Source organism: Nitrospina gracilis Nb-211 (assembly GCF_021845525.1).
Classification (GTDB): Bacteria; Nitrospinota; Nitrospinia; order Nitrospinales; family Nitrospinaceae; genus Nitrospina; species Nitrospina gracilis_A.
The window spans coordinates 1,190,883-1,217,018 of record NZ_JAKJKD010000001.1 but is presented as its reverse complement, the minus strand read 5'-3'; the positions used below and the strand labels follow the sequence as shown (position 1 = coordinate 1,217,018).

At 59.1% G+C, this 26,136-nt stretch carries 25 protein-coding genes; 19 read left to right on the top strand and 6 right to left on the bottom strand.

Features of this window, described 5'->3' with window-relative positions; genetic code table 11:
- Positions 1-16: 16 nt before the first annotated feature.
- From purN to pnp, 14 genes are all read left to right on the top strand, one after another.
- The gene (gene purN, locus J2S31_RS05755; protein ID WP_237098112.1) at positions 17-652 is read left to right on the top strand and encodes a phosphoribosylglycinamide formyltransferase; all 636 of its coding nucleotides are present in this window, start codon (positions 17-19) and stop codon (positions 650-652) included.
- Positions 649-1,305: an outer membrane lipoprotein chaperone LolA gene (gene lolA, locus J2S31_RS05750; protein WP_237098111.1), complete on the top strand. Its 657-nt coding sequence runs from the start codon at positions 649-651 to the stop codon at positions 1,303-1,305. Before purN ends, lolA begins: the two co-directional genes overlap by 4 nt.
- Positions 1,306-1,315: 10 nt before the next feature.
- Complete coding sequence (rseP, locus tag J2S31_RS05745; RefSeq protein ID WP_237098110.1) at positions 1,316-2,689, top strand: RIP metalloprotease RseP; 1,374 nt, start codon at positions 1,316-1,318, stop codon at positions 2,687-2,689.
- Between the two features lie 19 nt (positions 2,690-2,708).
- A complete protein-coding gene (locus tag J2S31_RS05740) occupies positions 2,709-3,014 on the top strand; it encodes a hypothetical protein (RefSeq protein ID WP_237098109.1) in 306 nt (101 codons plus the stop codon).
- A complete protein-coding gene (gene aepX, locus J2S31_RS05735; RefSeq protein ID WP_237098108.1) occupies positions 3,011-4,780 on the top strand; it encodes a phosphoenolpyruvate mutase in 1,770 nt (589 codons plus the stop codon). The genes J2S31_RS05740 and aepX overlap by 4 nt, the downstream gene beginning before the upstream one ends.
- 70 nt (positions 4,781-4,850) lie before the next feature.
- The gene (locus J2S31_RS05730; protein WP_237098107.1) at positions 4,851-6,560 is read left to right on the top strand and encodes a proline--tRNA ligase; all 1,710 of its coding nucleotides are present in this window, start codon (positions 4,851-4,853) and stop codon (positions 6,558-6,560) included.
- A gap of 182 nt (positions 6,561-6,742) precedes the next feature.
- On the top strand, positions 6,743-7,246 hold the full coding sequence (gene rimP / locus J2S31_RS05725; protein ID WP_237098106.1) for a ribosome maturation factor RimP: 504 nt from the start codon (positions 6,743-6,745) through the stop codon (positions 7,244-7,246).
- Positions 7,243-9,009: a transcription termination factor NusA gene (nusA, locus tag J2S31_RS05720; protein ID WP_237098105.1), complete on the top strand. Its 1,767-nt coding sequence runs from the start codon at positions 7,243-7,245 to the stop codon at positions 9,007-9,009. Before rimP ends, nusA begins: the two co-directional genes overlap by 4 nt.
- Positions 9,010-9,054: 45 nt before the next feature.
- Entirely contained in the window at positions 9,055-11,568 is a 2,514-nt protein-coding gene (gene infB / locus J2S31_RS05715; RefSeq protein WP_336886593.1) for a translation initiation factor IF-2, read from the top strand.
- 40 nt (positions 11,569-11,608) lie between these two features.
- Complete coding sequence (locus J2S31_RS05710) at positions 11,609-11,905, top strand: DUF503 domain-containing protein (RefSeq protein ID WP_237098103.1); 297 nt, start codon at positions 11,609-11,611, stop codon at positions 11,903-11,905.
- Positions 11,906-11,927: 22 nt separating this feature from the next.
- Positions 11,928-12,284 carry a 30S ribosome-binding factor RbfA gene (gene rbfA, locus J2S31_RS05705; protein WP_237098102.1) on the top strand — a complete coding sequence of 119 codons (357 nt, stop codon included), beginning with the start codon at positions 11,928-11,930 and terminating at the stop codon, positions 12,282-12,284.
- Entirely contained in the window at positions 12,277-13,206 is a 930-nt protein-coding gene (gene truB / locus J2S31_RS05700; protein ID WP_237098101.1) for a tRNA pseudouridine(55) synthase TruB, read from the top strand. Before rbfA ends, truB begins: the two co-directional genes overlap by 8 nt.
- Positions 13,207-13,358: 152 nt before the next feature.
- Positions 13,359-13,628 carry a 30S ribosomal protein S15 gene (rpsO, locus tag J2S31_RS05695; protein ID WP_237098100.1) on the top strand — a complete coding sequence of 90 codons (270 nt, stop codon included), beginning with the start codon at positions 13,359-13,361 and terminating at the stop codon, positions 13,626-13,628.
- Between the two features lie 19 nt (positions 13,629-13,647).
- Entirely contained in the window at positions 13,648-15,753 is a 2,106-nt protein-coding gene (gene pnp, locus J2S31_RS05690) for a polyribonucleotide nucleotidyltransferase (protein ID WP_237098099.1), read from the top strand.
- Positions 15,754-15,825: 72 nt separating this feature from the next.
- Here pnp and surE read toward each other — a convergent pair whose 3' ends face one another.
- On the bottom strand, positions 15,826-16,584 hold the full coding sequence (gene surE / locus J2S31_RS05685; RefSeq protein WP_237098098.1) for a 5'/3'-nucleotidase SurE: 759 nt from the start codon (positions 16,582-16,584) through the stop codon (positions 15,826-15,828).
- Positions 16,585-16,662: 78 nt separating this feature from the next.
- Positions 16,663-17,250 (bottom strand): peroxiredoxin, encoded by a 588-nt coding sequence (locus tag J2S31_RS05680; protein WP_237098097.1) that lies wholly within the window; start codon positions 17,248-17,250, stop codon positions 16,663-16,665.
- Between the two features lie 268 nt (positions 17,251-17,518).
- Here J2S31_RS05680 and J2S31_RS05675 point away from each other — a divergent pair, with 268 nt between their 5' ends.
- Both J2S31_RS05675 and J2S31_RS05670 read left to right on the top strand, forming a co-directional pair.
- The gene (locus tag J2S31_RS05675; protein ID WP_237098096.1) at positions 17,519-18,418 is read left to right on the top strand and encodes a cation diffusion facilitator family transporter; all 900 of its coding nucleotides are present in this window, start codon (positions 17,519-17,521) and stop codon (positions 18,416-18,418) included.
- Between the two features lie 10 nt (positions 18,419-18,428).
- Positions 18,429-19,193, top strand: coding sequence for an MBL fold metallo-hydrolase (locus J2S31_RS05670; RefSeq protein WP_237098095.1), 765 nt, complete (start codon positions 18,429-18,431; stop codon positions 19,191-19,193).
- Here J2S31_RS05670 and J2S31_RS05665 read toward each other — a convergent pair whose 3' ends face one another.
- Positions 19,194-19,481 (bottom strand): 2-nitropropane dioxygenase, encoded by a 288-nt coding sequence (locus J2S31_RS05665; protein WP_237098094.1) that lies wholly within the window; start codon positions 19,479-19,481, stop codon positions 19,194-19,196.
- Positions 19,482-19,638: 157 nt separating this feature from the next.
- Between J2S31_RS05665 and bioD the strand changes: the two genes are divergently transcribed.
- The 3 genes from bioD to J2S31_RS05650 are packed head-to-tail and all read left to right on the top strand — an operon-like array spanning position 19,639 to position 23,047.
- Positions 19,639-20,355 carry a dethiobiotin synthase gene (gene bioD, locus J2S31_RS05660; protein WP_237098093.1) on the top strand — a complete coding sequence of 239 codons (717 nt, stop codon included), beginning with the start codon at positions 19,639-19,641 and terminating at the stop codon, positions 20,353-20,355.
- Between the two features lie 7 nt (positions 20,356-20,362).
- Positions 20,363-21,370 (top strand): NAD-dependent epimerase/dehydratase family protein, encoded by a 1,008-nt coding sequence (locus tag J2S31_RS05655; RefSeq protein ID WP_237098092.1) that lies wholly within the window; start codon positions 20,363-20,365, stop codon positions 21,368-21,370.
- A 21-nt stretch (positions 21,371-21,391) separates the two neighbouring features.
- Positions 21,392-23,047, top strand: a complete 1,656-nt coding sequence (locus J2S31_RS05650; protein WP_237098091.1) for a formate--tetrahydrofolate ligase — start codon at positions 21,392-21,394, stop codon at positions 23,045-23,047.
- Positions 23,048-23,076: 29 nt separating this feature from the next.
- Here J2S31_RS05650 and queD read toward each other — a convergent pair whose 3' ends face one another.
- The 3 genes from queD to J2S31_RS05635 are packed head-to-tail and all read right to left on the bottom strand — an operon-like array spanning position 23,077 to position 25,942.
- Positions 23,077-23,445 (bottom strand): 6-carboxytetrahydropterin synthase QueD, encoded by a 369-nt coding sequence (gene queD / locus J2S31_RS05645; RefSeq protein WP_237098090.1) that lies wholly within the window; start codon positions 23,443-23,445, stop codon positions 23,077-23,079.
- Positions 23,446-24,819 (bottom strand): adenosylmethionine--8-amino-7-oxononanoate transaminase, encoded by a 1,374-nt coding sequence (gene bioA / locus J2S31_RS05640; protein ID WP_237098089.1) that lies wholly within the window; start codon positions 24,817-24,819, stop codon positions 23,446-23,448.
- Positions 24,820-24,835: 16 nt separating this feature from the next.
- Complete coding sequence (locus tag J2S31_RS05635; RefSeq protein ID WP_237098088.1) at positions 24,836-25,942, bottom strand: NAD(P)/FAD-dependent oxidoreductase; 1,107 nt, start codon at positions 25,940-25,942, stop codon at positions 24,836-24,838.
- Between the last annotated feature and the right edge of the window lie 194 nt (positions 25,943-26,136).

Here is a 26,136-nt window from a genome sequence, read left to right as displayed (position 1 = left end):
TCCTTGTCGAAACTTCATGAGCCCGAACGCATTCAAACTGGGAGTCCTCGCCTCCGGGCGCGGCACCAACCTGCAAGCCATCATCGACCATATTGAAAGCGGACGCCTGATCGCTGAAATCGCCATCATCCTGAGCGACAAGCCGGATGCGCAAGCCCTGGAGCGCGGCAGGAAGCACGGCATCGAAACACAATTTGTCGATCCCAAGGCCTTCGCCGGTAAGCAGGCGTACAATGCGGAACTGGTGAGAATCCTTCAAAGCAAGGCGGTCGATCTCGTCTGCCTCGCCGGGTACATGCGCATCGTGCGCGAACCGTTTTTCGAGACGTTTCCGAACCGCATTATCAACATCCACCCGTCGCTCCTGCCCGCGTTCCCCGGACTCGACGTGCAACAGAAGGCCATCGATTACGGCGTCAAGTTTTCCGGATGCACGGTGCACTACGTGAATGAAGAAGTGGACGGCGGCCCCATCATCCTGCAGGCGGTGGTGCCAGTGGAAGACGGCGACACGGCGGAAACGCTGTCCGCGCGCATTCTGGAACAGGAACACGTCATTTATCCCAAAGCCATCCAACAGATCGTGGACAACCAACTGCGCATCGAAAACCGCCGGGTGGTCCACGCAAAGAGCCCCGAAAGGCAATCATGAAACGCATCGTTCAAAGCATCGCAGGCATCGCCCTGTTTTTTCTTCTCGCCACCCCTCTGATGGCGGAGTCGAAGCAGGACATCATCGCCGCCATCCAGAAAAAGTACGACGCGACGCAATCTTTCCAGGCGCGCTTCGTGCAGAAATCCTACCTTAAAGTGATGGACCAGACGCAGGAAGCGCGGGGAGAGGTGTTCATCAAAAAGCCGGGCAAGATGAAATGGACCTACAACGCGCCGGACCCGCAGGTGCTCATCAGCAACAACAAACTGTTGTGGCTGTACCTGCCGGAAGAGTCGCAGGTGACGCGCATGAAGGTGGACAGCATCTACTCCTCGAACACCCCCGCCCTGTTCCTGTCCGGCGAGGGCAAGCTCACCGAATCATTCAATGTAGGCGAAATTCAACGTGAAGACGGCAACCTCGTGGTGGAACTGATTCCCAAAACCGAAGAACAGGGTTTGGACCGCCTGCTCCTTGTGGCCAACCAGAATAATTTTCAAATCGTCGGATCGAGTGTGTATGATAAATTGGGGAATCGGACACAAATGATGTTTACAGATATTGAAAATAACCCCGGCATTTCCGATTCCCAGTTTCAGTTCGAGGTGCCTCCGGGCGTGGAACTGATCGATCTTGCCGCACAACCCTGAAACGTCCACCATGTTTGACGCCGCCGCCATTACCCTGGATTCCGTCGCCGCTTTCGGCGTCGACATGCTCGTGTTCCTCCTGGGCCTCGCCGCCCTCATATTCGTGCACGAACTCGGTCATTTCCTGATCGCGCGCCGGTGCGGTGTCATCGTCGAAAAATTCTCGCTCGGCTTCGGGCCGAAGATCGTCGGTTTCAAGCAGGGCGGCACGGAATACCTCATCGCCGCCATCCCGCTGGGCGGCTACGTGAAGATGAAGGGCGAAGACCCCGGCGAGGAGCTGGCGGACACCACGGGTTCGTTCTCCCACGCCAACGTGTACCACCGCATTGCCATCGCCTTCGGCGGCCCCCTGTTCAACATCCTGTTCGCCATCCTCATTTACGTGATCGTGTACATGAACGGCGTGCCCGCCTTGAGCACCACCGTCGGCATGGTGCGCGACGACTCCCCGGCGCTGGCGGCGGGCATCGAGACCGGCGACCGCATCGTCGAGGTCAACGGACAGGAAATCCGGTTCTGGGATCAACTGTTGGAAATCGTCCACGACGCGCCGGGCGAGCCCATGCAGTTCGTGGTGGAAAAAAACGGCGAATCCCTCGTCGAAAAAACCATCACCCCGGTTTCGGAAGAGATTGTCAACCTGTGGGGCGAAAAGGAAACCGTCGGCCTCATCGGCATCACGCCGCTGGTGCGGCGCATCGCGGATGTGGAGGAAGGATCGGCCGCGGATAAAGCCGGCATCCAGAAAGGCGACGTCCTGCTGGAGATCAACAACACGCCCATTCGCGGCTGGCAGGACCTCAAGACCGCCGCCATGGATCATCCGGGCAAGGAACTGGATGTCACCGTGCTCCGTGAAGACGGCATGACTTACGATCTCAAGCTGACGCCGAAACCGGAGAAGATGAAGGATGAAACCGGCAAGGACATCACCATAGGTCAGTTGGGTGTCGCCCTGCAGGGCGAAATGGAAGTCGAGCAGTACGGGCTCATGGGTTCCATCTGGCGGTCGGTCGAGGAGACGTGGAAGCTCACCTACCTCATCGCCGTCAGCGTGAAGAAGATGATCTTCGGCTCGGTGTCGGCGGAGAACATCGGCGGGCCCATCATGATCTTCCAGTTTTACGGCCAGCAGGCGGAACAGGGATTCAACCAGATCATCCGGCTCACCGCGCTTCTCAGCATCAACCTCGGCCTCATCAACCTGTTCCCGATCCCCATTCTCGACGGCGGCCACATCCTGTTTTTCCTGATCGAGATCATCAAGGGCAAACCGGTCAGCGAGCGGAGCCGCGAGCGCGCGGCGCAGGTGGGGCTGTTCATGATCCTCTTCCTCATGATCTTCGCGTTCTACAACGACATCATGCGCATCATGAAATGACTCTAAACCCGGTGCGCCCATGCCGCCAGCCGAACCCGACGATGCTCTCACGCGACAGCGCCTGGACGACCTGCACGCCGTCACGCAGAAACTGAATATCGAAATCCAGGTCACGCGGCTCGATGATACCGAATACCCCGTAGCCAGCGGCCACTGCAAAGTCCACGGCCGGGACCTGATTGTGCTGGACAAAACGCTGAGTCCGGTTCAACATATTGAAATCATTCTGAACGTGTTGAAATCGTTCGATCTGGAAACCATTTACGTTCCAGGCTGGATCCGCGAAAAGCTGGGCGGCCCGGATCAGGAATTCCCATCGCCATGACCCTTTTGAACAAAACCCTGCCGGAAGAACGGCGCGGCAAGCTGAAACACATGCTCGCACAGGGCCAACTGGTCCGCGCCATCGAAGCCCACAATGGACTGAGCGGCATCATCGCCGACAACGCCCGCATCGAAGGACAGGACGTGGACGGCAACCAGGTGATCCGCGAATTCGACGCCATCTGGGAAAGCAGTCTCACCGACTCCGCTTCCAAGGGCCATCCGGATATCGAGGTCATCAGCTTCGACTCGCGCCTGCACACCATCCAGGAAATCCTCGCCGTCACCAAAAAACCGATGATCGTGGACGGCGACACCGGCGGCGACCCCAACATGTTCGAATACACCGTATCGAAGCTGGAACGCGCGGGCGTCTCCGCCGTCATCATCGAGGACAAGGTGTTCCCGAAACGCAACAGCCTGGAGGCAGGCACCACGCAGACCCTGCAGGAGCCGCAGGCGTTCGCCTACAAGATCAAGCGCGGCAAGGCGGTGCAGATGACCGACGACTTCATGATCATCGCCCGGCTGGAAAGCCTAATCGCGGGACTGGGCCTCGACGACGCCCTCGACCGCGCCCGTGCCTATCTCGAAGCCGGGGCCGACGGCATCATGATCCATTCCAAATCGAAAGACCCGTCGGAGATTCTCGAATTCGCAAAACGTTACCGCAGCCTATTGGCCGAGTTGGAGATGGACAAACCGCTCATCTGCGTGCCGACCACGTACAACAACATCGTCGAGGACGAACTCAAGAAGTCCGGTTTTCACATCGTCATCTACGCCAATCACCTGTTGCGCACGGCGTACAAGTCGATGCTCGAAACCGCGCGCACCATTCTGCTCAACCAGCGTTCGTTCGAAGCCGATCCCATGTGCGCGCCTTTGCGCGATATTTTCGATGCGGTGGGCTTCCTCGACGTGAAAGAAAAAGACCGCCTCGACGAGTCCAACAAGAACACGCCGGTCATCATTCCGGCGGCGGGCCGCGCCCCGGATCTGGAGCCGGTCATCGGCGACACGCCGAAAGCGATGGTCGACATCGCCGGCAAAACCCTGCTCGCCCGCCAGATCAAATCGCTCAACATCAACCGCCTCACCGACATCACCGTAGTCACCGGTTACGGCAAAGACAAGATGCAGGCGGAGGGCGTGAGCTTCGTTGAAGCGCCGGACTACGAAAAGAACACGGAACTCGACAGCATCCTCGCCGCCGAGAGTAAGATGTCCAACGGCTTCATCATGCTGTACTCCGACATTCTGGTCGAGTACGGCGTGTTCGCCAAACTGCTGGCCTCGCGCGAAGACATCGTGCTGGTGGTGGACAACTCCATCCAGTACCTCGACCAGGTGGACGGCAAGGCGACCGATTACGTCATCAGCCGCAATAAGAGAAACCCCAGCAGGCGCGCCATCAACTTCGATTACCAGAACACCATCGGCAAGATCGGCAAGAAGATCGACCCCGCGCTGGCAACGCACGAGTTCATCGGCCTGGCCAAGTTCACCAAAACCGGCGCCGAGCAGTTTCTCGAAACCTATCACGACGTGCGGCAGAACCTGCGGGGCCAGATCCAGGAGGCGGAAGACGTCTCCAAGTTCCGCCTCACCGACCTCGTGCAGGAGATGATCGACCGCGGCTTCAACGTGCATTACCTGGAGATCCACAAAGGCTGGCTGGAAATTCATTTCCCGCAGGACATCGAACTGGCCAACGAGCTGTTCGTCTCCACCGCCTCCGATGCGCCGCAGATTCCCACCTCTTGACTTATTCGGCAGGTTGCTTATCATCCCTCAACCGGTTTTGCCGGTCTGAAACCAACCGACGAGAACACGCATGCGCTATTCGCAGTTACTGATCCCCACTCTTAAAGAAGCTCCGTCCGACGCGGAAGTCATCAGCCACAAACTGATGGTGCGCGCCGGGATGATCCGCCAGCTTGCCAGCGGCATCTATTCCATCCTGCCGCTCGGCCTGCGCGTTTTGCGCAAGGTGGAACAGATCATCCGCGAAGAGATGAACGCCATCGGCGGGCAGGAAGTGTTTCTGCCCAGCATCCAGCCGGCGGAGTTGTGGCAGGAAAGCGGCCGCTGGGATTTTTACGGCAAGGAACTGCTCCGCATCATCGACCGCCACGACCGCAAATTCTGCTACGGCCCGACGCACGAGGAAGTCATCACCGACATCGTGCGCCGCGAGGTGCGCTCCTACCGCCAGCTTCCCTTGGTGCTGTACCAGATCCAGACCAAATTCCGCGACGAGGTGCGGCCGCGTTTCGGCGTCATGCGCGGACGCGAGTTCACCATGAAAGACGCCTACAGCTTTCATGCCGACGAGCAGGACGTGCAGAAAACCTATGAAGACATGAAGACCGCGTATAACAACGTGTTCAAGCGGTGCGGGCTCGATTTCAAAATGGTGGAAGCCGACAGCGGCACCATCGGCGGCAGTTTCTCGCACGAGTTCATGGTGCTGGCGTCCTCCGGCGAAGACGCCGTGGTGTTCTGCGATGCCTGCGGCTACGCCTCGAACCTGGAAAAGGCCGCCGCCCGCCCGCCCGCAAACGGCGCAGGGACCGACGGCACGGAAACGCTCGCCGAGGTCTCGACGCCCGGACAAAAAACCATCGAAGCGGTGACGGCATTCCTCAAAGTACCACCGCAGAAGCTGGTGAAGACGCTCATCCTCGAAAACGAGAAGGGCCTCGTTGCCGGACTGGTGCGCGGCGACCGCCAGCTCAACCCGATCAAACTGAAGAACCTGATTGACTGCGAATGGCTGCACCCGGCGAGCGAAGAGTTGATCAAGGAAAAAACCGGACTGCCCGTGGGCTACGTCGGGCCGGTCAACCTGCCGATTCCGGTGTACGCCGATCATGAGGTGGCGGCCATGCAGGATTTCGTCACCGGTGCGAACAAACCCGACGCGCACTTCACCGGCGTGCAGTTCGGCCGCGACCTCAAGGTCGAACAGGTCGGCGACCTACGCACGGTGGAGGAAGGCGACGCCTGTCCGCACTGCGACGGCGGGACGTACCAGATCCGGCGCGGCATCGAGGTGGGGCACATTTTCATCCTTGGCACCAAGTACAGCACGGCGATGAAAGCCGGGTTCCTCGACGAGAACGGCAAGGAGAAAACGCTGGTCATGGGGTGCTACGGCATCGGCGTCGGGCGCACCGCCGCGGCGGCCATCGAGCAGAACCACGACGACAAGGGCATCATCTGGCCCGCGCCCCTGGCTCCGTTCCAGGTGGTGGTCCTGCCCACCAATTATTCCGACGAGAAGGTGAAAGAAGCCGCCGACACCGCCTACCGCCGCCTCACCGAGTTGGGTGTGGAGGTGTTGCTGGACGACCGTGCGGACCGGCTGGGCGTCAAGTTCAAGGACGCCGAATTGATCGGCTTCCCCCTGCAACTGGTGATCGGCCCCAAAAACCTGGAACAGGGTGAGGTCGAACTCAAAACCCGCCGGACCGGCGATTCGGCGAACCACCCCTTCCCCGCCATCCTGGAAAAAATTCCGGCGCTCCTTTCGGACCTCTGATTTTCCGTCCCGCCCTTCCATTTCATGAATTTATCTTGCAAGCCCCGCCGAATTTCGGTTAAAATTTACACAAATTGAGCGGTCTGCATTGATGGCGGGCTTCCAGCCCGCTTTTTTTGTATCAGATCATTCGGGCCGCACGTCAATTTTCCGGACCAATGAGTCTGGAATTTTGACAAACCATGCGAACTGGCAACATCGCGGCAACCGGCCACACCATGTCCAAAGGCTCAATACCACAAGCAGTTGAAGCGCTAGTGGAGCCCGTCGTCCAAGCTCAAGGCTTGGAGTTGGTGGACGTCGAGTACAAGCGGGAGGGGCGCAGCTGGGTTCTCCGTATTTACATCGACAAACCCGGCGGTGTGGGCGTGGAGGACTGCAAGAAGGTCAGCCGCATGGTGGAAGACATGATTGAGGTGGACGATATCGTCCGCACGCATTACATCCTGGAAGTGTCGTCGCCGGGTCTGGACCGGCCGCTGAAAAAAGAAAAAGATTTTCGGCGCTACTTGGGCAAGAAGGTCCAGATCACCACCTATGCCCCTATCGGCGACCGCAGAAACTTCAAGGGTACTCTGACAAACTTTGTGGACGGCGACGTGCATGTGGATGTGCAAGGGCAGGCCTTTGCCATTCCACTCAAAAACATCGCCTCCGCCCGTTTGGAAATTGAATTCAAATTATGACCGCTGAAGTCATTCACATCATCGACCAGTTGTGCCGTGAAAAAGGCATCGACCGCGAAGTGCTGATCAATGCGCTCAAGAGTGCGGTGGAGGCCGCCGTCCGCAAAAAACTGCCGGACATCGAAACCCTGCAAAGCCGGTTCAACGAAGAAACCGGCGAGGTGGAGATTTTGACCGAGCGCACGGTCGTCCCCCGCGTCAGCGATCCCGAAACGCAGATCACGAAAAAGCAGGCGCAGAAGCTGTACCCCGACGCGGAAAACGGGGATGTGGTGCTGGTGAAACGGGAGCTCGAAGACCTGGGCCGCATCGCCGCGCAACTGGCGAAGCAGGTCATCCTGCAGAAGGTGCGGGAAGCGGAAATCGAAATCCTGTACAACGAATTCATCGACAAGAAAGACGACCTCATCAACGGCATCGTGCAACGCTTCGAGCACGGCGACATCATCGTCGATCTCGGCAAGGCCGAGGGCATCCTTCCGCGCCGCGAGCAGGTGTTCCGCGAATCGTTCAACCGCGGCGACCGCGTGCGCGCTTATGTGTTGGACGTGCGCAAGACGGCGAAGAACACGCTGGTGATCCTGTCGCGCACCCACGTCGGGCTCATCAAGCGCCTGTTCGAGCTGGAAGTGCCGGAGATCAGCGAAGGCATGGTGGAGATCATGGGCATCGTGCGCGAGCCCAACGGCAGGACCAAGATCGCCGTGCGCACCAATGACCGGGATATCGACGCCGTCGGCGCCTGCGTCGGCATGCGCGGTCTGCGTGTGCAGTCCATCGTGCAGGAGTTGCGCGGCGAGAAGATCGACATCGTTGAGTACTCCGATGACCCGGAGATCTTCATCCGCAACGCACTCAGCCCGGCAAAGATTTCGCGCATCCTGATGAACAAGGACGCAAAGCAAATGACCATCATCGTCGCCGACGACCAGATGTCGCTCGCCATTGGAAAGAAGGGGCAGAACGTGCGCCTGGCCGCCAAGCTGGTGAAATGGAAGATCGACATCAAGGGAGAGTCCGAAGCCGGCGGCCTGCTGGAAGCACCCAGCCTGTTCCAGAAATCCACGTCCCCGAAAGAGGACTTTTTCGAGATTCTCAAGAACACGAAGGGTTTCGGCGAGAAAATCGTCTCCATCCTGTTCAATGACAACATCATCTCCTTTGACGAAGTGGTCAAACGCGGCACCGCCGGCATGCAGGAGTTGCCCGGCATCGGCCCCAAGAAGGCCGAGTCGCTGGTGGAATTCGCGGAGGAGCAGATCGCCAAGCGCCCGGCCGCCGAGGAACCGGCACCGGCTCCCGCTCCCGCTGTGGTCAACACGGTGGAAGAAAACGACAATCTGGTGTACACCTCTCCCAGTCTCAAGAAGCCCGCTTCGAAAGCGGGGATTCTGGACTCTTTGACGGAATCCACTGGGACCGAGGAAGAAACGATCGACGAAGTCGGCGAAACCGTGGCACCCCCCGTGACGGAGGAACCCCACGCCGAAACCGCCGCGGAGGAAACAACCGAAGAAGAGGAATCGTCCGAAACGGGTTCCCCAGAGAGCGAAGAGGAAGAGCAGGAACTCGGGCTGGAAGCCCTAGCAGGCGTCTCCCCCTCCATCATCGATGCCCTGTCTGACAACGGGTTCCAGACCATTGCCGAATTGTCCGTCACCGCGGTGGAAGAGTTGACAGCCATCGAAGGCATCGACGAAGATGCCGCCCAGGCCATCATCACCCAGGCCAAACTGCTCATGGAGAAGTACGAAAACGTTTGAGGGGATGATTATGAGGACCTAAAATAACATCCACAGTTCAGGAGGTTGCCTTTGGCTAAAATCAGGATTAACAAATTGGCGTTGGAACTCAACGTCCAGAATGACCAGATCATCGACGAGCTCAAGAAAAAAGACTGCCCGGTCAAGAACCACATGAGCTCCATCGATGAGGACATGGCCAATTACATACGGGATCTTTTTACCGAAAAACCGGCTGACGGTGCGGGTAAAAAGAAAGGCGCGACCGCCAAAGCCAAGGCCACCAAAAAAGCCACGACCAAAGCCGTCACCAAGAAAAAAGCCGCGACAAAAACCGCCACCAAAGCCGCTACAAAACCCGCAGAAAAAAAGGAAGACGACGGCAAAAAAACCGCCAAACCCAAAGCCTCCCAAAAGACCGAAGGCAAGGAAGCCGCGAAACCCAAGGCCGACGTCAAACCCGCGGCCAAGAAAGAGGAAAAGGAAGCCGAAACCCCGGCCCGGGAAGCGGCGCACAAAAAGGGACGAGGGGAAAAACCGTCCGCCAAACCGAAAAAGAAAGACGCCACACCTCACGGCCGCGAAAAGAAACCGTCCGAGCAGGAAGATGTCGATGAAGATGGTCAACGCGGTGGGCGCAAGCTGGGTCTCAAGATTGTAAAGAAAGAGGATCAGGACAAGGAAACTCCCCAAAAACCGACCCGCGCCAAGGGCAGGCCACAACCCGCACAGAAAAAAGGCGGCCGCAGAGATGACCGCCATGGCGGGAAACGTCCGGCGGTGGCGCAGGCGGCCCCCTCCGCCGCGCCTGCTGTGGTCGCGGAAGAGGGATTTGAAGTCGTACGGCTTCTGGACAACACCCCCCTGCGCGATCTGGCGGCGAAGCTCAAGTGCACGCCCAACGACCTCATCAAGGACCTGATGGGCCTGGGCGTCATGGCCACCATCAACCAGAGCCTCGATTTCGATATTTCCTTCAAGCTCGCCGACCAGCGCGGGTTCGAAGTGGAACGCATCACCCCGGAGTCCGAAGTGGGCTTCGAGGACGAGGAAGAGCCGGATAACGAGAAGGACCGCGTGCCGCGTCCGCCGATCGTCACCATCATGGGACACGTCGACCACGGCAAGACGTCCCTGCTGGACGCCATCCGCAAGACCAACGTCACCGAATCGGAAAAAGGCGGCATCACCCAGCACATCGGCGCGTACCAGGCCAAAATCAACGGCAAGCCCATCACCTTCCTCGACACGCCCGGCCATGAAGCCTTCACCGCCATGCGGGCGCGCGGCGCACAGGTGACGGACATCGTCGTGCTCGTGGTGGCGGCCGACGACGGCCTGAAACCGCAGACCAAGGAAGCGATCCACCACGCCACCGCGGCGGGCACCCCGCTGGTCGTGGCCATCAACAAGATCGACAAGCCCGACGCCAAACCGGACGAAGTGAAAAAACAACTGGCCGACCAGGGCCTCATTCCGGAAGAATGGGGCGGGCAAACCATCATCGCCGAAGTATCCGCCAAAATGGGGACTGGGCTTGAAAACCTGCTCGAAATGCTACTCCTGCAGGCGGAGATCATGGAACTGAAAGCCAACCCCAAAGTGCGGGCGCGCGGCACGGTCATCGAGTCGCACCTCGACAAGGGACGCGGCCCTGTTGCCACCATCATCGTCGAAAAAGGCCGCCTGAAAGTGGGCGACCCGTTCATCGTCGGCAACTACTTCGGTAAGGTGCGCGCATTGACCAACGACCAGGGCCACCCCATCGACGAGGCGACGCTCGCCATGCCGGTGGAAGTGGTCGGCATCCCGGAAGTGCCGGATGCGGGCGACAAATTCATGGTGGTCAAGGATGAGAAACGCGCGCGGCAGTTGAGCCAGCTCAAACTTCAGCGTCAGCGCGAGACCGCACTTTCCGCCAAGCCGCGCATCAGCATGGAAGACCTGCACCAGCAGATCATGGAAGGCAAGATCCAGGAGTTGAACCTCATCCTCAAGGCCGACGTGCAGGGTTCCATCCAGGCGGTGCAGGAAGCCGTGACGCGCGTCGGTACGGACAAGGTGCGCATCAAGGTCATCCACGACGCGGTGGGCGGCATCACCGAATCCGACGTGCTTCTGGCCAGCGCCTCGAACGCTATCGTCATCGGTTTCAACGTGCGGCCCACGGAGCAGGCGGCGACCATGGCCCAGCAGGAAAACGTGGACGTGCGCATGTACGGCATCATTTACGACGCCATCGAAGATATCAAAAAAGCGATGGAAGGCCTGCTGGAGCCGACGTTCCGGGAAAAAATCACCGGGCGGGCGGAGATCCGCGAGGTATTCACCATCCCGAAGGTCGGTGTGGTGGCGGGCTGTCACGTGCTTTCCGGCACGCTGGAGCGCAACCGCCGCGCCCGCCTCCTGCGCGACAACGTGGTGGTGTACGAGGGCAAGATCCAGACGCTCCGCCGGTTCAAGGAAGACGTGAAGGAAGTCGCCTCCGGGTACGAGTGTGGCCTGTCGCTGGAGAAATTTCAGGATGTGAAGCAAGGCGACATCATCGAGCCGTTCGTGCTCGAGGAAGTCGCCCCGTAAACGCATTCGGCACGGCGCCGGTTCTTTGCAAGGGCTCGCCATGAAAGTGGGATGTTGCGCCATCAAATTGTTTCTGCACGGCAACGAGTCGCTGAAAGGCAAGCGCAAGGTCATCCGCGCCATCAAGGACCGGGTGAAAAACAAATTCAATATCAGCATCGCCGAGGTGGGAGACCAGGACAGGCACCAGAGCATCCATCTCGGCATTGCGGCGGTCAGCGGTGACGGTCCTTATGTGGAGGGCCTCATGCAACAGGTGGTCAATTTCATCGACCAGATGCACCTGGCCGAAATGACGGATTACCAGATAGAAGTTTTGAACCTCGGCAAAGGCTGATCCAGGAAGCCGGGAAATCATCATGTTTCGCTATAAACGGTCCGAACGGGTCCAGGAACTGCTCCTGGAAGAGCTGTCTAAAATGGTCCAGCACGAGCTGAAGGACCCGCGGATCGGCTTCGTGACGCTGACCCGGATCGCCCTTTCGGACAACCTGAAACACGCCAAGGTGTTTGTCAGTATTCTGGGCACCGATCAGGTACGGGAAGAAGGCCTGAAGGGGCTGAACAGCGCAAAGGGTTTTCTGCGCAGTCAGTTGGGCAAACGGCTGTACCTGAAAGCGATCCCCGAGCTGGATTTCAAGCTGGATACCTCCGGGGACCAGGTGGACCGCATCACCCAGCTCCTGAGGCAAATCCACAAAGACGACGATGAATAAAATCATCAATCTGTACAAGCCCGCCGGGCCCACCTCGTTCGACATGGTGCGGTCGGTCCGGCGCCTGCTGAAAGTCAAAAAAGCCGGACACATCGGCACCCTGGACCCCCTGGCCGAGGGCGTCCTGCCCATCTGCCTCGGCCAATCCACCAGAGTCATCCAGTTCCTGACCCCGCTGACCAAAGTGTACCGGGCGACGATGACGCTGGGTGTCAGCACCGACACGCAGGACCAGCAGGGCAAGGTGCTGGAGCGGCGCGATCCCGCCGGGGTGACGGAAGAGGATGTGAAAGACCTTCTGGCCCGGTTCGTGGGGCCCCAGAAACAGGTGCCCCCGATGTATTCGGCCAAAAAAAAGAATGGGATTCCCCTTTACAAATTGGCCAGAAATGGTATTACTATCGACAGAAAACCGGTGGATATCCGGATCCATGCCACCGAGTTTATCGAGAAGATCGACGAGCAGGTCCATTTTCGCGTGCATTGTTCCGCGGGGACCTATGTCCGCACCTTGTGTCATGATATCGGCGAAACGCTGGGGTGCGGCGCCCACATGTCGCACCTGATTCGGGAGAAGGTGGGCGAATTCGATTTGGAGTCTTCCCTGTCTTTGGAAGAGTTGGAACTCGCCAAGGAACAAGGCAACCTTTCCACCAAACTCCTGCAAACGGAACAGGCTCTGGATTTCCTGCCCGAAATTCAGGTCCATCCGGATCGAGTCCAATCCATTGCCCACGGCCGTGCCCTTTCCAAGGCCTGGGTTCAGCATTCTCCCAACCGGTTTGGACCGGGAATGAATTTCCGTGTGACAAACGAAGACAACCGCCTCGTGGCCATCGTCGAGCCGCTGGTGGATCAGGACCGGTTTATCAATCTGGAACCGGACGAAATTGCTTTTAAGCTCAAACGCGTTTTGATTTGAGTTTGTGACTTACCTGCCGGAGGGGCTGGAATGTTTTCGCAGGGAAAATTCCGCGGACACACTGAACTGAACGACCGTGGTGTGAATTTTTTCTACGAAAACATTCGGCACATCTCCGGCAGAACGCAGAACCAATTTAGGAGGTGTCAGCAATGGCATTAACGAAGGAGAAGAAACAAAACATTATTGAGAAGTACAAGGTAACCGAGCAGGATACCGGGTCTTCCGAGGTGCAGATCGCACTCTTGACCGAGCGCCTGAACTACCTGAACGACCATTTCAAAACCCACGGCAAAGATCATCATTCCCGCCGGGGTTTGATCCGTATCGTCAACAGGCGGCGCAAACTTTTGGACTATTTGAAACGGGAAGACCTGGAACGATACCAGAAGATCATTCAGGATCTGGGTATCCGACGCTAATTTTATTGGAGACAAGTGAATGCAAAAGAAGGTAGAGACCGTCCTGGACGGCAAAACCCTGTCGCTGGAAGCCGGATGGCTGGCCAAGCAGGCCAACGGCTCCGTCGTCGTCCGCCAGGGCGACACCATGGTGCTGGTCACCGCAACGATGGCCGCCAGCGCCCGCGAGGGTATCGATTTTTTTCCGCTGACTGTTGATTTTCGCGAACGCACTTACGCCGCGGGACGCTTCCCCGGCGGTTTTCTGAAACGGGAGGCACGGCCTTCCGATCCCGAAACGCTGGTCTGCCGGTTGATCGACCGGCCGATCCGTCCCATGTTTGAGGACAATTTCAAAAACGAAACGCAGGTCGTTTGTTTCGTCATTTCTCACGATCAGGAAAACCCGGCAGACGTCGCCGCCATCACCGGCGCCTCCGCCGCCCTGCTCATCTCTGACATTCCCTTCCACACTCCCGTTGCCGGCGCCCGCGTCGCACGCGACAAGGAAGGCAAGTTCCTCATCAACCCGACTCTCGAACAGATGGCGGAAAGCGACCTGAACCTGGTCATGGCCGGAACGGCCGACGCCATCACCATGGTCGAAGCGGGAGCGCAGGAACTGGACGAGGCGACCATGATCGAAGCTCTGGCTTTCGGCCACGAGCACATCAAGGAAATCGTGAAAATCCAGGTCGAACTGCGCGAGATGCTGGGCAAGGAAAAAGCGAAGGTTGAGGTTCCGGAGGTCAATACCGAGCTTCAGGACAAGATCGTCGCCTTCCTGACCCCCGGCATGGAAAAAGCCATGCAGATCCCCGGCAAGCAGGACCGCCAGGATGCCATCGATCAGTTGAAGGAATCCATGAAGGAGCAGTTCAACCCGGAAGCCGATCCGGACCTGGAAGCGGAGATCAAGGGGCACTTCAAGAAAGTGGAAAAGGAAGTCATGCGTCGCCAGACTCTGGAAACGCAGACCCGGGTGGATGGACGCAAACCGGACGAAATCCGGCCCATCACCTGCCAGACGGGCTTCCTGCCCCGCGCGCACGGTTCGTCCATCTTCACCCGCGGCGAGACCCAGGCGCTGGTCACCACCACGCTCGGCACCTCGTCTGACGAACAGCGCATGGACACGCTGGACTTCCGCGGCAGTAAAAGCTTTCTGCTCCATTACAATTTCCCGGCGTTCTGCACCGGCGAGGTGAAATTCATCTCCGGTCCGGGCCGCCGCGAAATCGGCCACGGCATGCTGGCGGAACGCGGCCTCGCGCCGATGCTCCCCAGCCGTGACGACTTCCCCTACACCATCCGCATCGTCTCCGACATCCTGGAATCCAACGGATCGTCCTCGATGGCCTCGGTGTGCGGCGGCAGTCTGTCGCTCATGGACGCGGGCGTGCCGGTGAAAAAAGCGGTAGCGGGCATCGCCATGGGCCTCATCAAGGAGCAGGACCACATCGCCATTCTGTCGGACATCACCGGCACCGAAGATCATCTCGGTGACATGGACTTCAAGGTTGTCGGCACCGATGCCGGCATCACCGCCCTGCAGATGGACATCAAGATCGACGGGTTGACCAAGGAGCTGATGGCACAGGCACTGGAACAGGCCCGCGCCGGACGCCTGTTCATCCTGGGCGAGATGGCCAAGGCGCTGGAAGCACCGCGCCCGCAGATGTCCAAGTACGCGCCGCGCATCACCACCATAACGGTTCCGGTGGACAAGATCCGCGACGTCATCGGCCCGGGCGGCAAGGTGATCCGCGACATCATCGACAAAACCGGTGTCCAGATCGACATCAACGACAGCGGTCTGGTGACCATCGCCTCGGCGGACGAAGCCGCCGCGGAAAAGGCGATCGGCATCATCCAGAACCTCGTGCAGGACGTCGAGGTCGGCAAGATTTACATGGGCAAGGTGAAGAAGATCATGGACTTCGGCGCCTTCGTCGAAATCTTCCCCGGCACCGACGGGTTGGTTCACATCTCGCAAATCTGCGACCGCCGCATCAAGCGCGTCAGCGATGAAATCTCCGAAGGAGACGAAATCGTGGTCAAGGTGATCGACGTGGACCGCAACGGCAAAGTCAAGCTGAGCCGCAAAGAGGCCATGCGCGACGAAGCCGAAGCCGCTCTGCACTGAGTCGCAAACCAAACGCAAAACGGGTTCAGGGATTGTCCCTGAACCCGTTTTTTTTGTTCCTCGCTTAGAGGTTCAAAACTCCAGCTTCCATTCCTTGATGCGGTCCAGCGCATCGTGCCGCGTCAGGTCGTAATGAATGGGCGTGACGCTGATGTAGTTCTCGCGCACCATCTCGCAATCGGTGCCCGGCTCCACTTCCATGAATGTCATCTCTCCCGCCAGCCAGTAATAAATGTTGTTTCTCGGGTCCACGCGTTTGTCGAATTTTTCAATAACCCTCGACTTGCCCTGCCGCGTCACCGCCACGCCTTTGATCTTCTCGCGCGGCACGGCGGGAATATTGACGTTCAACGACACGCCTTCCGGCAGGCCGTGTTCCAGCACCAGCGGGTAAAGCTTGCGGATGAACTCGGTGGCCACGCTGAAGTCGCGGCTCTCCCACGAATCCAAAGACACCGCAATGGCGGGCAGGCCCATGGTCGCCGCCTCCGTCGCCGCCGAAACGGTACCGGAATAAATGATGCTGGTGCCCACGTTGCCGCCGTGGTTGACGCCGGAGATCACCATGGCCGGAGGCTCGTCCAGCAGTTCCGTCACCGCAATCTTAACGCAGTCCGCCGGGGTGCCGGTGACGGCATAGCCGATGAGGCCGTGCTCCTGGTTTTTCACCGGAAGCGCTTTCAGCGGGCTGGCCAGGGTGATGGCATGCCCGACGGCGCTCTGTTCGCTTTCCGGCGCTACGATGATCACGTCGGTCAGCGGCTGGAGCGCCCGCCACACGGACTGGATGCCGGCGGCGTAAAATCCATCGTCATTGGTCAGAACAATCATAAGCAAAAAAAACAGGCGGAGCCCGCAGGTTCCGCCTGCCTGTCTGGAAGAGCCGTCAATAATGAAGCTCTCGGTGAATCAACCGTGTTTCTGGAAATACTCCTGCGACTCCTGCGGGCCGGGCTTCATGGCATCCTTGCCCTGGCTCCAGTTGGCCGGACACACTTCGCCATGCTGTTCATGATGCTGGAGTGCGTCGAGCATGCGGATGGCTTCGTCGATGTTGCGGCCGAGAGGCAGATTGTTGATGAGCTGGTGTTGCACCACACCGTCCTTGTCGATCAAAAACAGGCCGCGGAAGGCGATGCCACCGTCGGCGAGCACGTCGAAAGAAGCGCTGATATTTTTATCCAGATCCGCAACCAGCGGGTAATCGATCTTGCCGAGACCGCCCTTTTTGCGGTCGGTGTTGCGCCACGCGAGATGGGAAAAATGGCTGTCGATAGAGACGCCCAGCACCTCGGCATTGCGTTTTTTGAATTCGTTGATCTTGTCGCTGAAAGCAATGATTTCCGTCGGGCACACGAAGGTGAAGTCGAGCGGGTAGAAAAAGAGGATTACATATTTTCCACGGTAGTCCGAGAGTTTGATCTCTTTGAAGCTCCCATCCGGCATGACGGCCTGAGCGGTAAAATCGGGGGCTTGCTTTGCAACTAATGTCGCCATGTTCAACTCCTCTTTCTATAAATGTTAAATTAAAAGGGTTTCAATGTAGCACAAACGATTGTCCGGCTTCAAATGAAGCGAACGGCGGCAGGGGGCCCCGAAAACCCGCGCACAACCCCGGTTTTCCGCGCCCTGCGGACCGCCTTGACAGGCTTTCCGGCTCCACCTAAAATGAGAAAGCTCTTATAAAACTGGAATCTATCTGGTTTTCCGGAATGGGTGTCGCTTTTAGAATTAGATGCCCCTCCCCCACCAAAGTTTCAAAATAATGAAAACCGTCCTCGTCCAAAACAAACTGAAACTGGCCATCTTCCTGACCTCCTTCGTCATGGTGGCGGAAGCCGTGGGCGGCGTTCTGGCGCACAGCCTGTCCCTTCTGAGCGATGCCGCTCATATGCTGACGGACGTCTTTTCGCTGAGCCTCAGTTGGCTGGCCCTCAAAATCGCCGACAAACCGGTCACCGCCACCAAAACCTACGGCTACCACCGGATGGAGATCTTCGCCGCCCTGCTCAACGGAATTCTCCTGTTTATCATGGCGTTGTGGATTCTTTGGGAGGCGTTCGAGCGGTTTCAGTCGCCCCTCCCGGTGCACACGCCGACGGTCATGGTGGTCGCCCTGCTGGGCCTCGCCACCAACCTGTGCGTCATGTATTTTCTGAAGGATTCCGTCGGCCACGGGCATCACCACGACCTCAACCTGAAAGGCGCGTTTTACCATGTGATCGGCGACACCCTTGCTTCCGTGGCGGTGCTCCTGGGCGGCGTGGTGATGTGGTACACTCAATGGTACGTGCTGGACGTGGCGATCGCCACCCCGATTTCGCTCATCCTGATGTGGGGCGCGCGCTCGATCATCGCCGACTCTTTCCACATCCTGCTGGAGGGCGTGCCGCGCGGCATCTCGCTGAAAGATGTGGAGCGGGAGCTCACGGCCATCCCGGCGGTGGAGGACATCCACGAACTGCATGTGTGGTGCATCTGTTCGAATATCTATGCGCTCAGCACGCACGCACTGGTGAACAACAGCAAGGTCTCCCAGGTGGAAGACACTTTGAAGGAAATAAAGGCGCTGTTGAAGGACCGCTTCAACATCACCCATTCAACCATCCAGTTCGAGTTCAGCCCGTGCGGTGCGTCGGAAGCGTTGTGTGACATGAAACACTGAACGGTCTGATATGAAACTCGTCTTTCTCGGAACGGGCACCTCCACCGGCGTGCCCACCATCTGCTGTCCCTGCGATGTCTGCCGCTCCGACGACCCGCGCAACAAACGCCTGCGCGCTTCGGTCATGGTGCAGAACAACGGCTTCAACCTGTTGATCGATACGTCCACCGATCTGCGCCAGCAGTGCCTCAACCACGACATCGACCGCATCCACGCCGTGCTCTACACGCACCATCATGCCGACCACGTGCACGGCATCGACGAACTGCGCGTGTTCAATTTCTTTCACAAAAGCGTCATCCCCTGCTACGGCAACGCCATGACGCTGGAGGCGATTCAGCGCAACTTCAACTACATCTTCAACGGCCACAAACCGATGGGCGGCGGCATCCCGCAACTCGACCCGATCGTGATCGATTCCAACCCGTTCGAACTGGGCGGCCTCCGCATCCTGCCCGTGGACATCACCCACGGCAACATGACCATTCTCGGCTACCGCATCAACGACCTCGCGTACGTCACCGACTGCTCCGGCATCCCGGAGGAAAGCGTGGACAAGCTGGAGGGGCTGGATGTGCTGGTGCTGAACGCACTCGGCTTCGAGCCGCACCCGACGCACTTCTGCCTCGACGACGCACTCAGGGCCATCGACAGGCTGAAACCGAAACGCGCCATCCTCACGCACATCAATCACAAGTTCGATCACGAATCGGTGAATAAAGAACTGCCGGAAAATGTGGAACTGGCTTACGACCGGATGGAAGTGGAGGCGTGATCAGTCGAGGTCGAAATCGCGGAGGGGTTTGGAGCTGTCCTTGTCCACGTGCTTCTGCGCTTCCTTGAACTTCTCGTCGAGCAGGCGGGAGCGGTCCTTTTCAATTTCATTCTGCTTCTTGAACAGGCTCTCGGCTTCCTTGCGGTGGCGGTCGAGGTCTTTCACCATGTCGGAAAGGTTGCCGACGGGCTTTTTCTTCTCTTCTTTCCACACCACCTGCCCGGTCTTCTGATCCACCTGCAATTTGGCTTCACAGCAGGGACAGAGAATTTCAATCTTGTTGCTCATAAAACGCCTTGTGGGTTGAACCGATAAAACGACTCCAATGACCCAAATTATATCAGAGAGCCGGGGCCCTGAAAAGGGAGCCTCCGGCCAAATTCACATTGGCAACGCCCGCCGCCTTGCCTACAATGAACGAGTTTATTAACGGAGATCCCTGTTCATGTCCGCAAATGGATACTTCATCACCGCCACCGACACCGGCATTGGCAAAACCGTGGTCACGGCGGCGCTGTTGACGCTGTTTCGCCAGCACGGGCGGAACGCGGGATTCATCAAGCCCATCGAAACCGGCGTGGACACTCATTGCAGTTCCGCCGCCAACTCCGATGCCAAATTTCTGCTGGAATGTTCCGGACTCAATGAGCCGCTGGAAGTCATCTGCCCCCTGCGGCTCAAAACCCCCGCCGCGCCGTACCAGGCCGCCGAGGTCGAGAACAAGGAAATCGACCCCACGGCCATCGAGGCCGCCTGCCGCAAACTCGCGGAGCGGTACCATCCGTTATTGGTCGAAGGCGTCGGCGGACTGCGCGTGCCCATCACCCCGAGTTATCATGTGATCGACCTCATCGCCGCGCTGGGCTTTCCGGTCATCCTCGTTGCTGGGTTCCAGCTGGGCACGCTCAACCACACCCTGCTCAGCCTCGACGCCCTCCACGCACGCGGCATCCCGGTCAAGGGCGTGATCTTCAGCGACCGCAAGGAGGAGGGGCTGACGGACGTTGAAGCCCTGCAACCGGCGCTCATCTCGCACCTGTCTAAAGTCCCGGTGCTGGGCCGCCTGCCGTTCATCGACGACCTGTCCACCGACAGCTTCACGCCGGAAGTGTGCGCCCACCTGGAACAGATGATCAACCTGCCCGCGCTCCTCGATGGATAACGAAGCCATGTCCGACGCACCCGACCTGAACGGCGCGCGCGTGCTGGTGACGGGTGCCGGCGGATTCATCGGCAGTCACCTGGCGGATGCGCTTCATCGACAAAACTGCACGGTGCACGCGCTGGTGCGGAATCCCAAACGCGCAAGGTGGCTCGACGAAAATCGCATTCAAGTCCATACCGGCGATCTCCTGCAACCGTCCACCTACCGCGACCTGCTGAAACAAGTGAACGTCGTTCTCCACTGCGGCGGCACGGTGCGGGCGCGCCATCTCTCCGACTTCAACCGCAACAACGTCACCGCCTGCAACAGCCTGTACGAAACCTGCCTCGAACACGGCAGGCACCTGAAGTCCATCGTGCACCTGAGCAGTATCGCCGCCTCCGGTCCCTCGCCCGTGGACACGCCAATCGACGAGACCGCGTCGTGCCGGCCGCAATCGGATTACGGCCATTCCAAGCTGGCGGGGGAAGTGATCGCCCTCACCTTCTCGCGCTTCCTGCCGATCACCGTCCTGCGCCCGCCGGTGGTGTACGGCGAACGCGACAAAAATCTTCTCGACTACATCAAACTCATCCGTAAAGGCTGGAACGTGCACCTCGGGCGCAAACCCAAAATCCTGTCGCTCATTTATATCGACGATCTCACCCGCGCCATCCTGCACGCCGCCGCACGCACGCAGAAAACAGACCGGGTGCTGTTCGTCACCGACGGCAAGTGCTACTCGTGGGATCAAGTCGCCGGGGTGGTGCAGGAAATATTGAATGTCCGCGCGCGGCGTATCGTGCTGTCGCAGACCGCGCTCACGGCGTTGGCTTTTTTGTCCGAAACCTTTTCGAAATTCAGCAAGGAACCGCCGCTTCTCGACCGCCAGCGTGTGCGCGACATCGATCAGGGTGCGTGGACCGCCTCGCCCCAGCGTTTTTTTGACACGTACGGATTTCGACCGCGTTATGATTTAAAGGAGGGGCTGACCCGCACCATCGACTGGTACCGCGAACACCGCTGGCTGTAATCTTAAAGAAGAGGAGACGCCATGCCATCCGATTCCCCCACGCCGCAACTGCAACCCATCGCCGAAATCGGCGCGAAGCTGGGCCTGACGGAAACCGACCTCGTGCCCTACGGCCACACCAAGGCCAAGGTGCGGCTGAACGTGCTGGAGAAGCATCCGCCGAAGGGCAAGCTGATCCTCGTTTCCGCCATCACTCCCACCGCCGCGGGCGAAGGCAAGACCACGACCACCATCGGCCTGGGCCAGGGTCTGGCGAAGCTGGGTCAGCGCGTGTGTCTGGCTCTCCGCGAGCCCTCGCTGGGACCGTGCCTCGGCATGAAGGGCGGAGCCACCGGCGGTGGTAAAAGCCAGGTGCACCCGGCCGACGAGATCAACCTCCACTTCACCGGCGACTTTCACGCCGTCACTTCCGCCAACAACCTGCTCTCGGCACTCCTCGACAACCGCATCTACCACGAGGGCATGAGCCAGATCGACCCGCGCCGCGTTCAGTGGCGGCGCGTCATGGACATGAATGACCGCGCCCTGCGCCACATCGTGCTGGGCCTCGGCGGTATCCTGCAGGGCGTGCCGCGCGAGGGAGGATTCGACATCACCGCCGCCTCGGAAATCATGGCCATCCTGTGCCTGGCGGAAAACTTTGACGACCTCAAGAAACGGCTGGCGCGCATCCTCGTGGCGTTCACCCACAACGACGAACCGGTGACCGCCGACTCGCTCCACGCCACCGGCGCGATGACGGCGCTCCTTAAAGACGCGCTCATGCCCAACCTCGTGCAATCGACCGAAGGCGTGCCCGCGTTCATCCACGGCGGCCCCTTCGCCAACATCGCGCACGGTTGCAACTCGGTGATCGCCACCAAGATGGCGATGGGCCTCGCCGACTGGGCGGTGACGGAGGCGGGATTCGGCTTCGACCTCGGCGCCGAAAAATTTTTCGACATCAAGTGCGTGAGCGCGGGGCTGGACACCGCCGCGGTGGTGCTGGTCGCCACCTGCCGTGCGCTCAAACTGCATGGAGACGGCAAGTCCAACGACCTCACCCGGCCCGATCCGGAAAAAGTTGCGAGAGGCCTGGTCAACCTCGACAAGCACGTCGAGAACATCAAAAAGTTTTGCGAACCGCCCATTGTCTGCCTCAACCGTTTCGACACCGACACCGACGCCGAAATCCAGATCGTACGCGAACATTGTGAGAACAAACTGAAAGTGCCGTTTGCGGTGAGCGATCATTTCTCCAACGGCGGCGCGGGCGCGATGGAGCTGGCGCGGGCTGTGATGCAACATGCGGAGAAAGTACCCGATCCGTTTCATCCCCTCTACGACTGGACCGAAGACATCCCGACCAAAATCTGGAAGGTCGCCAACGGCATGTACGGCGCGGAGAAGATCGAGTACAGCAAAAAAGCGGAACGCGATCTCAAAAGCCTGGTCAAATGGGGTTACGACAAATTGCCGGTGTGCATCGCCAAAACGCAGTCGTCGCTCTCCGACGACCCCAAGCTGTACGGGCGGCCTTTGGGATTTACGGTGACGGTGCGGGAGATTCTATTGTCGGCGGGGGCGGGATTCGTCATCCCGGTGACGGGCGAGATCATGCGCATGCCGGGCCTGCCCGCCAAGCCGCAGGCGGAGAACATCGACGTCGTCGATGGACACATTGAGGGGATTAAATAAACCGCAGCATGTTGTTGGGCTAAGGGAATTTATTCAAAATAGGCGGCGCCGCTTTCCGGAGTTTCGTACACCTCGACCCGCTTGACGCGGGCGTGCTGTTTGGTGATGGATGCCTCCAGCTGCTTGAACAGCCAGCGCGCGATGTTCTCCGCCGACGGATTTTGCGTATCAAACGGCGGCACCTCGTTGATGTTGTGGTAATCGAGCTGAGAGAGAATATCATCCACCTTCTTTTTCAACTCGACAAAGTCGATGCCGACGCCGATCTCGTCGAGTTCCTTCGCCTCGACGGTGACGTTCGCCGTCCAGTTGTGGCCGTGCAGGTTTTCGTACTGGCCGTCGTAGCCGCGCAGTTGGTGCGCGGAGGAAAATCGGGTGGTGATATAGACTTCGTACATTCAGACCTCGCTCAACACGTCATGGATACAGTCGCGCGCCGTCATCATCATCGATCGGATGCTGTCCGGATCGATGACCAACGGCGGAATGAAATAAACCACGTTGCCCAGCGGGCGCAGGAACAGTCCGCGCTGGAGCGCCTTCTTATAAATCCGGTACCCCACCCTCTGCGTGATGGGAAATTCGGCGAGCGTGTCGCGGTCGCGCACCAGTTCGACGGCACCGATGAGTCCCGTTTGCCGAAACTCGCCACACCACTTGAGTTCCTTTAAAACCTCGCCGCATTCTTTCATGGTGGCGATGCGCTCCTTGAGCGCATCCCAGAATCCGTCTTCCGCGAACAGTTCGAAGGTGGCATTGGCGGCGGCGCAGGCCAGGGGGTTGGCGCTGTAACTGTGGCTGTGGATGAACAGCTTGAACGTCTCGTAGTCGCCGTAAAACGCCTGGTAGATGCGGTCCTCGGTGAGCGTCGCCGCAAGCGGCAGATAACCGGAAGTAATGCCTTTCGACAGGCACAGGAACGTCGGCTTGTGGCGCAGTTGTTCGGAGACGAACAGTCCTCCGGTGCGGCCGAAACCGACGGCGACCTCGTCATAAATCGTATGCACGCGCAGGGTCTCGCAGGTGGTCTGCAGTTTTTCGAGGTACACCGGCGGGTACATCTTCATCCCCGCCGCGCCTTGCACGAGGGGTTCGACGATGACGGCGGCGATGTTCTGGTGTTCCTCCACCAGCGCCTTTTCCATGGGTTCAAAACATTCCGCCTGACAGGTGTCGCGCGTGAGGCCGTAGGGACAGCGCAAGCAGTCGGGCCCTTCCACTTCCAGGTTATCCATCAATACCGGTTCGAACTTGTCGCGGAACAGGCTGATGCCGGACACCGACAGCGCGCCCAGCGTTTCACCGTGGTACCCGCCTTTTAAATAGATGAAGCGTTTTTTCTCCGGCCTGCCGGTCTGCGCCCAGAACTGGAGGCTCATCTTGAGCGCCACCTCGACCGACGTCGAGCCGTTGTCGGAGAAAAACACCTTGGTGAGGTTCGGCGACGACCATTCAATCAGCTTGTGCGCCAGGTCCACCGCCGGCTGGTGCGTGATGCCGGCGAACATGACGTGCGCCATCTTCTGCAATTGATCGGTGATGGCCCGGTTGATATGCGGGTGGTTGTGGCCGAACAGGTTCACCCACCACGACGAGATGCAGTCCAGGTACCCTTTCCCTTCCCGGTCATACAGATAGAGGCCCTCGGCGCGGTCGATCAGCAGAGGCGGTTCGGCCTCGTGATCCTTCATCTGCGTGCACGGATGCCAGATGTAATGGAAGTCGCGGATGAGATCTTCGTCGCGCGGCGGTGCGTTTTTGGGGAGTTTCATAACGTCCGGTTTGCGTTCACATGTCGTAGCGCGCCGGATCGAACTCGGCGATCAATTCCGGCACGTCGCCTGTCACGATCCCGGCCATGTAGTCGGCCTGGTTCGGCGTCTGTAAAATTCCGTTACGGAAATGGCCCGTGGAGTAAAACAGGTTGCCGAATTTACTGCTGGCCCCCATGACGGGCATGCGGTCCTCCGCGGCGGGACGCAGGCCCGCCCAGGTTTCGATGAGCGGCGCATCCTTGATGGCGGGCAGGATGGCGGCGGCGCGATCGATGATGGCCTGAATGACATCGTCCTGGATGAGGCCGTCGAATCCCTTGTCCTCCATCGTCGAGCCCAGCACGAATCCGTTGCCCTGCCGCCACGGTGCGATATAAGTGCACATGCCGTGGATGGTGTAGGCGAGCTTCACTTCGTCCACATCGACGCGGCACATCTGGCCTTTTATGGGACGCACCGGCAGGGAGACGCCGAGCACCGTGCCCAGTTGTTGCGACCAGCTCCCGGCCGCCAGCACGAAGCGTTTCCCCAAAATCTCGCCGGTGTCCGTGACGGCGGCGTACACTTCCGAGTTGTCGCGGCGGAACCCGGTGACGCTTGCGGTCTCGACCATGACGCCGAGTTTCGCCGATGCCGCCACCAGCGCGTCGTGCAGTTGCCGGTTGTTGATCTGTGCCTCGCCGACCCAGATGCAGGCGCCGACGTCCGGCGACAGGTGCGGCAATCTTTCCTTCACTTCGGCAGGCGACCACACCGCGTGCGGCACGTTTTCCGATTTGAAGAATTGCAGACGCTCGTCCCACTGGTCATCAAGGGATTTCTCCGGCATGATCGATCCCGCGTCGGACAGAAAAACGTCTTTCCCGCTCACCGCGGACACCTCTTCGATGAAACGCGGGTATTTGTCGAGCGACTCGCGGCAGAAGCGGAAAAAGCGGTTGGCCTCCCGGCATTCGCAGTAGGGAGCCAGCATGCCCGCGGCGGCACGCGAAGCCGCAAGGGAGTGCATGGGGTCGCCCAGCACCACGATGTTCCAGTCGGGGCGGGCCTGTTTGATTTTGAAGGCGATGCTGTGGCCGATGACCCCGGCCCCGACGATCACCACATCATACTGCGGCACTGCGTGAATCCTTGTTCCATTGCGGGTTATTCAAAGCCTCATTGTATACGACTTTCCCGGGCCAGACCACACAAAGCCCGGATTTTACATGCCTCCAGCCGTCGGGCGGCCGGGCGCCCGCCCGGAGTTTGCTTGAACTGCCGGCGTGGGATGTGGTACTTTTTTACCTGTCCAGAACTCTTGCCAGGCGGTTC

Excerpts from the sequence above, each read along its gene's own strand:
- J2S31_RS05740 (WP_237098109.1), top strand. The coding sequence starts at position 2,709 with ATGCCGCCAGCCGAACCCGACGATGCTCTCACGCGACAGCGCCTGGAC.
- J2S31_RS05730 (WP_237098107.1), top strand. The coding sequence starts at position 4,851 with ATGCGCTATTCGCAGTTACTGATCCCCACTCTTAAAGAAGCTCCGTCC.
- rbfA (WP_237098102.1), top strand. The coding sequence starts at position 11,928 with ATGTTTCGCTATAAACGGTCCGAACGGGTCCAGGAACTGCTCCTGGAA.
- J2S31_RS05650 (WP_237098091.1), top strand. The coding sequence starts at position 21,392 with ATGCCATCCGATTCCCCCACGCCGCAACTGCAACCCATCGCCGAAATC.
- rimP (WP_237098106.1), top strand. The coding sequence starts at position 6,743 with ATGCGAACTGGCAACATCGCGGCAACCGGCCACACCATGTCCAAAGGC.
- rseP (WP_237098110.1), top strand. The coding sequence starts at position 1,316 with ATGTTTGACGCCGCCGCCATTACCCTGGATTCCGTCGCCGCTTTCGGC.
- J2S31_RS05675 (WP_237098096.1), top strand. The coding sequence starts at position 17,519 with ATGAAAACCGTCCTCGTCCAAAACAAACTGAAACTGGCCATCTTCCTG.
- nusA (WP_237098105.1), top strand. The coding sequence starts at position 7,243 with ATGACCGCTGAAGTCATTCACATCATCGACCAGTTGTGCCGTGAAAAA.
- J2S31_RS05670 (WP_237098095.1), top strand. The coding sequence starts at position 18,429 with ATGAAACTCGTCTTTCTCGGAACGGGCACCTCCACCGGCGTGCCCACC.
- purN (WP_237098112.1), top strand. The coding sequence starts at position 17 with ATGAGCCCGAACGCATTCAAACTGGGAGTCCTCGCCTCCGGGCGCGGC.
- J2S31_RS05710 (WP_237098103.1), top strand. The coding sequence starts at position 11,609 with ATGAAAGTGGGATGTTGCGCCATCAAATTGTTTCTGCACGGCAACGAG.
- bioD (WP_237098093.1), top strand. The coding sequence starts at position 19,639 with ATGTCCGCAAATGGATACTTCATCACCGCCACCGACACCGGCATTGGC.
- J2S31_RS05665 (WP_237098094.1), bottom strand. The coding sequence starts at position 19,481 with ATGAGCAACAAGATTGAAATTCTCTGTCCCTGCTGTGAAGCCAAATTG.
- J2S31_RS05680 (WP_237098097.1), bottom strand. The coding sequence starts at position 17,250 with ATGGCGACATTAGTTGCAAAGCAAGCCCCCGATTTTACCGCTCAGGCC.
- bioA (WP_237098089.1), bottom strand. The coding sequence starts at position 24,819 with ATGAAACTCCCCAAAAACGCACCGCCGCGCGACGAAGATCTCATCCGC.
- surE (WP_237098098.1), bottom strand. The coding sequence starts at position 16,584 with ATGATTGTTCTGACCAATGACGATGGATTTTACGCCGCCGGCATCCAG.
- lolA (WP_237098111.1), top strand. The coding sequence starts at position 649 with ATGAAACGCATCGTTCAAAGCATCGCAGGCATCGCCCTGTTTTTTCTT.
- J2S31_RS05655 (WP_237098092.1), top strand. The coding sequence starts at position 20,363 with ATGTCCGACGCACCCGACCTGAACGGCGCGCGCGTGCTGGTGACGGGT.
- aepX (WP_237098108.1), top strand. The coding sequence starts at position 3,011 with ATGACCCTTTTGAACAAAACCCTGCCGGAAGAACGGCGCGGCAAGCTG.
- pnp (WP_237098099.1), top strand. The coding sequence starts at position 13,648 with ATGCAAAAGAAGGTAGAGACCGTCCTGGACGGCAAAACCCTGTCGCTG.
- queD (WP_237098090.1), bottom strand. The coding sequence starts at position 23,445 with ATGTACGAAGTCTATATCACCACCCGATTTTCCTCCGCGCACCAACTG.
- rpsO (WP_237098100.1), top strand. The coding sequence starts at position 13,359 with ATGGCATTAACGAAGGAGAAGAAACAAAACATTATTGAGAAGTACAAG.
- truB (WP_237098101.1), top strand. The coding sequence starts at position 12,277 with ATGAATAAAATCATCAATCTGTACAAGCCCGCCGGGCCCACCTCGTTC.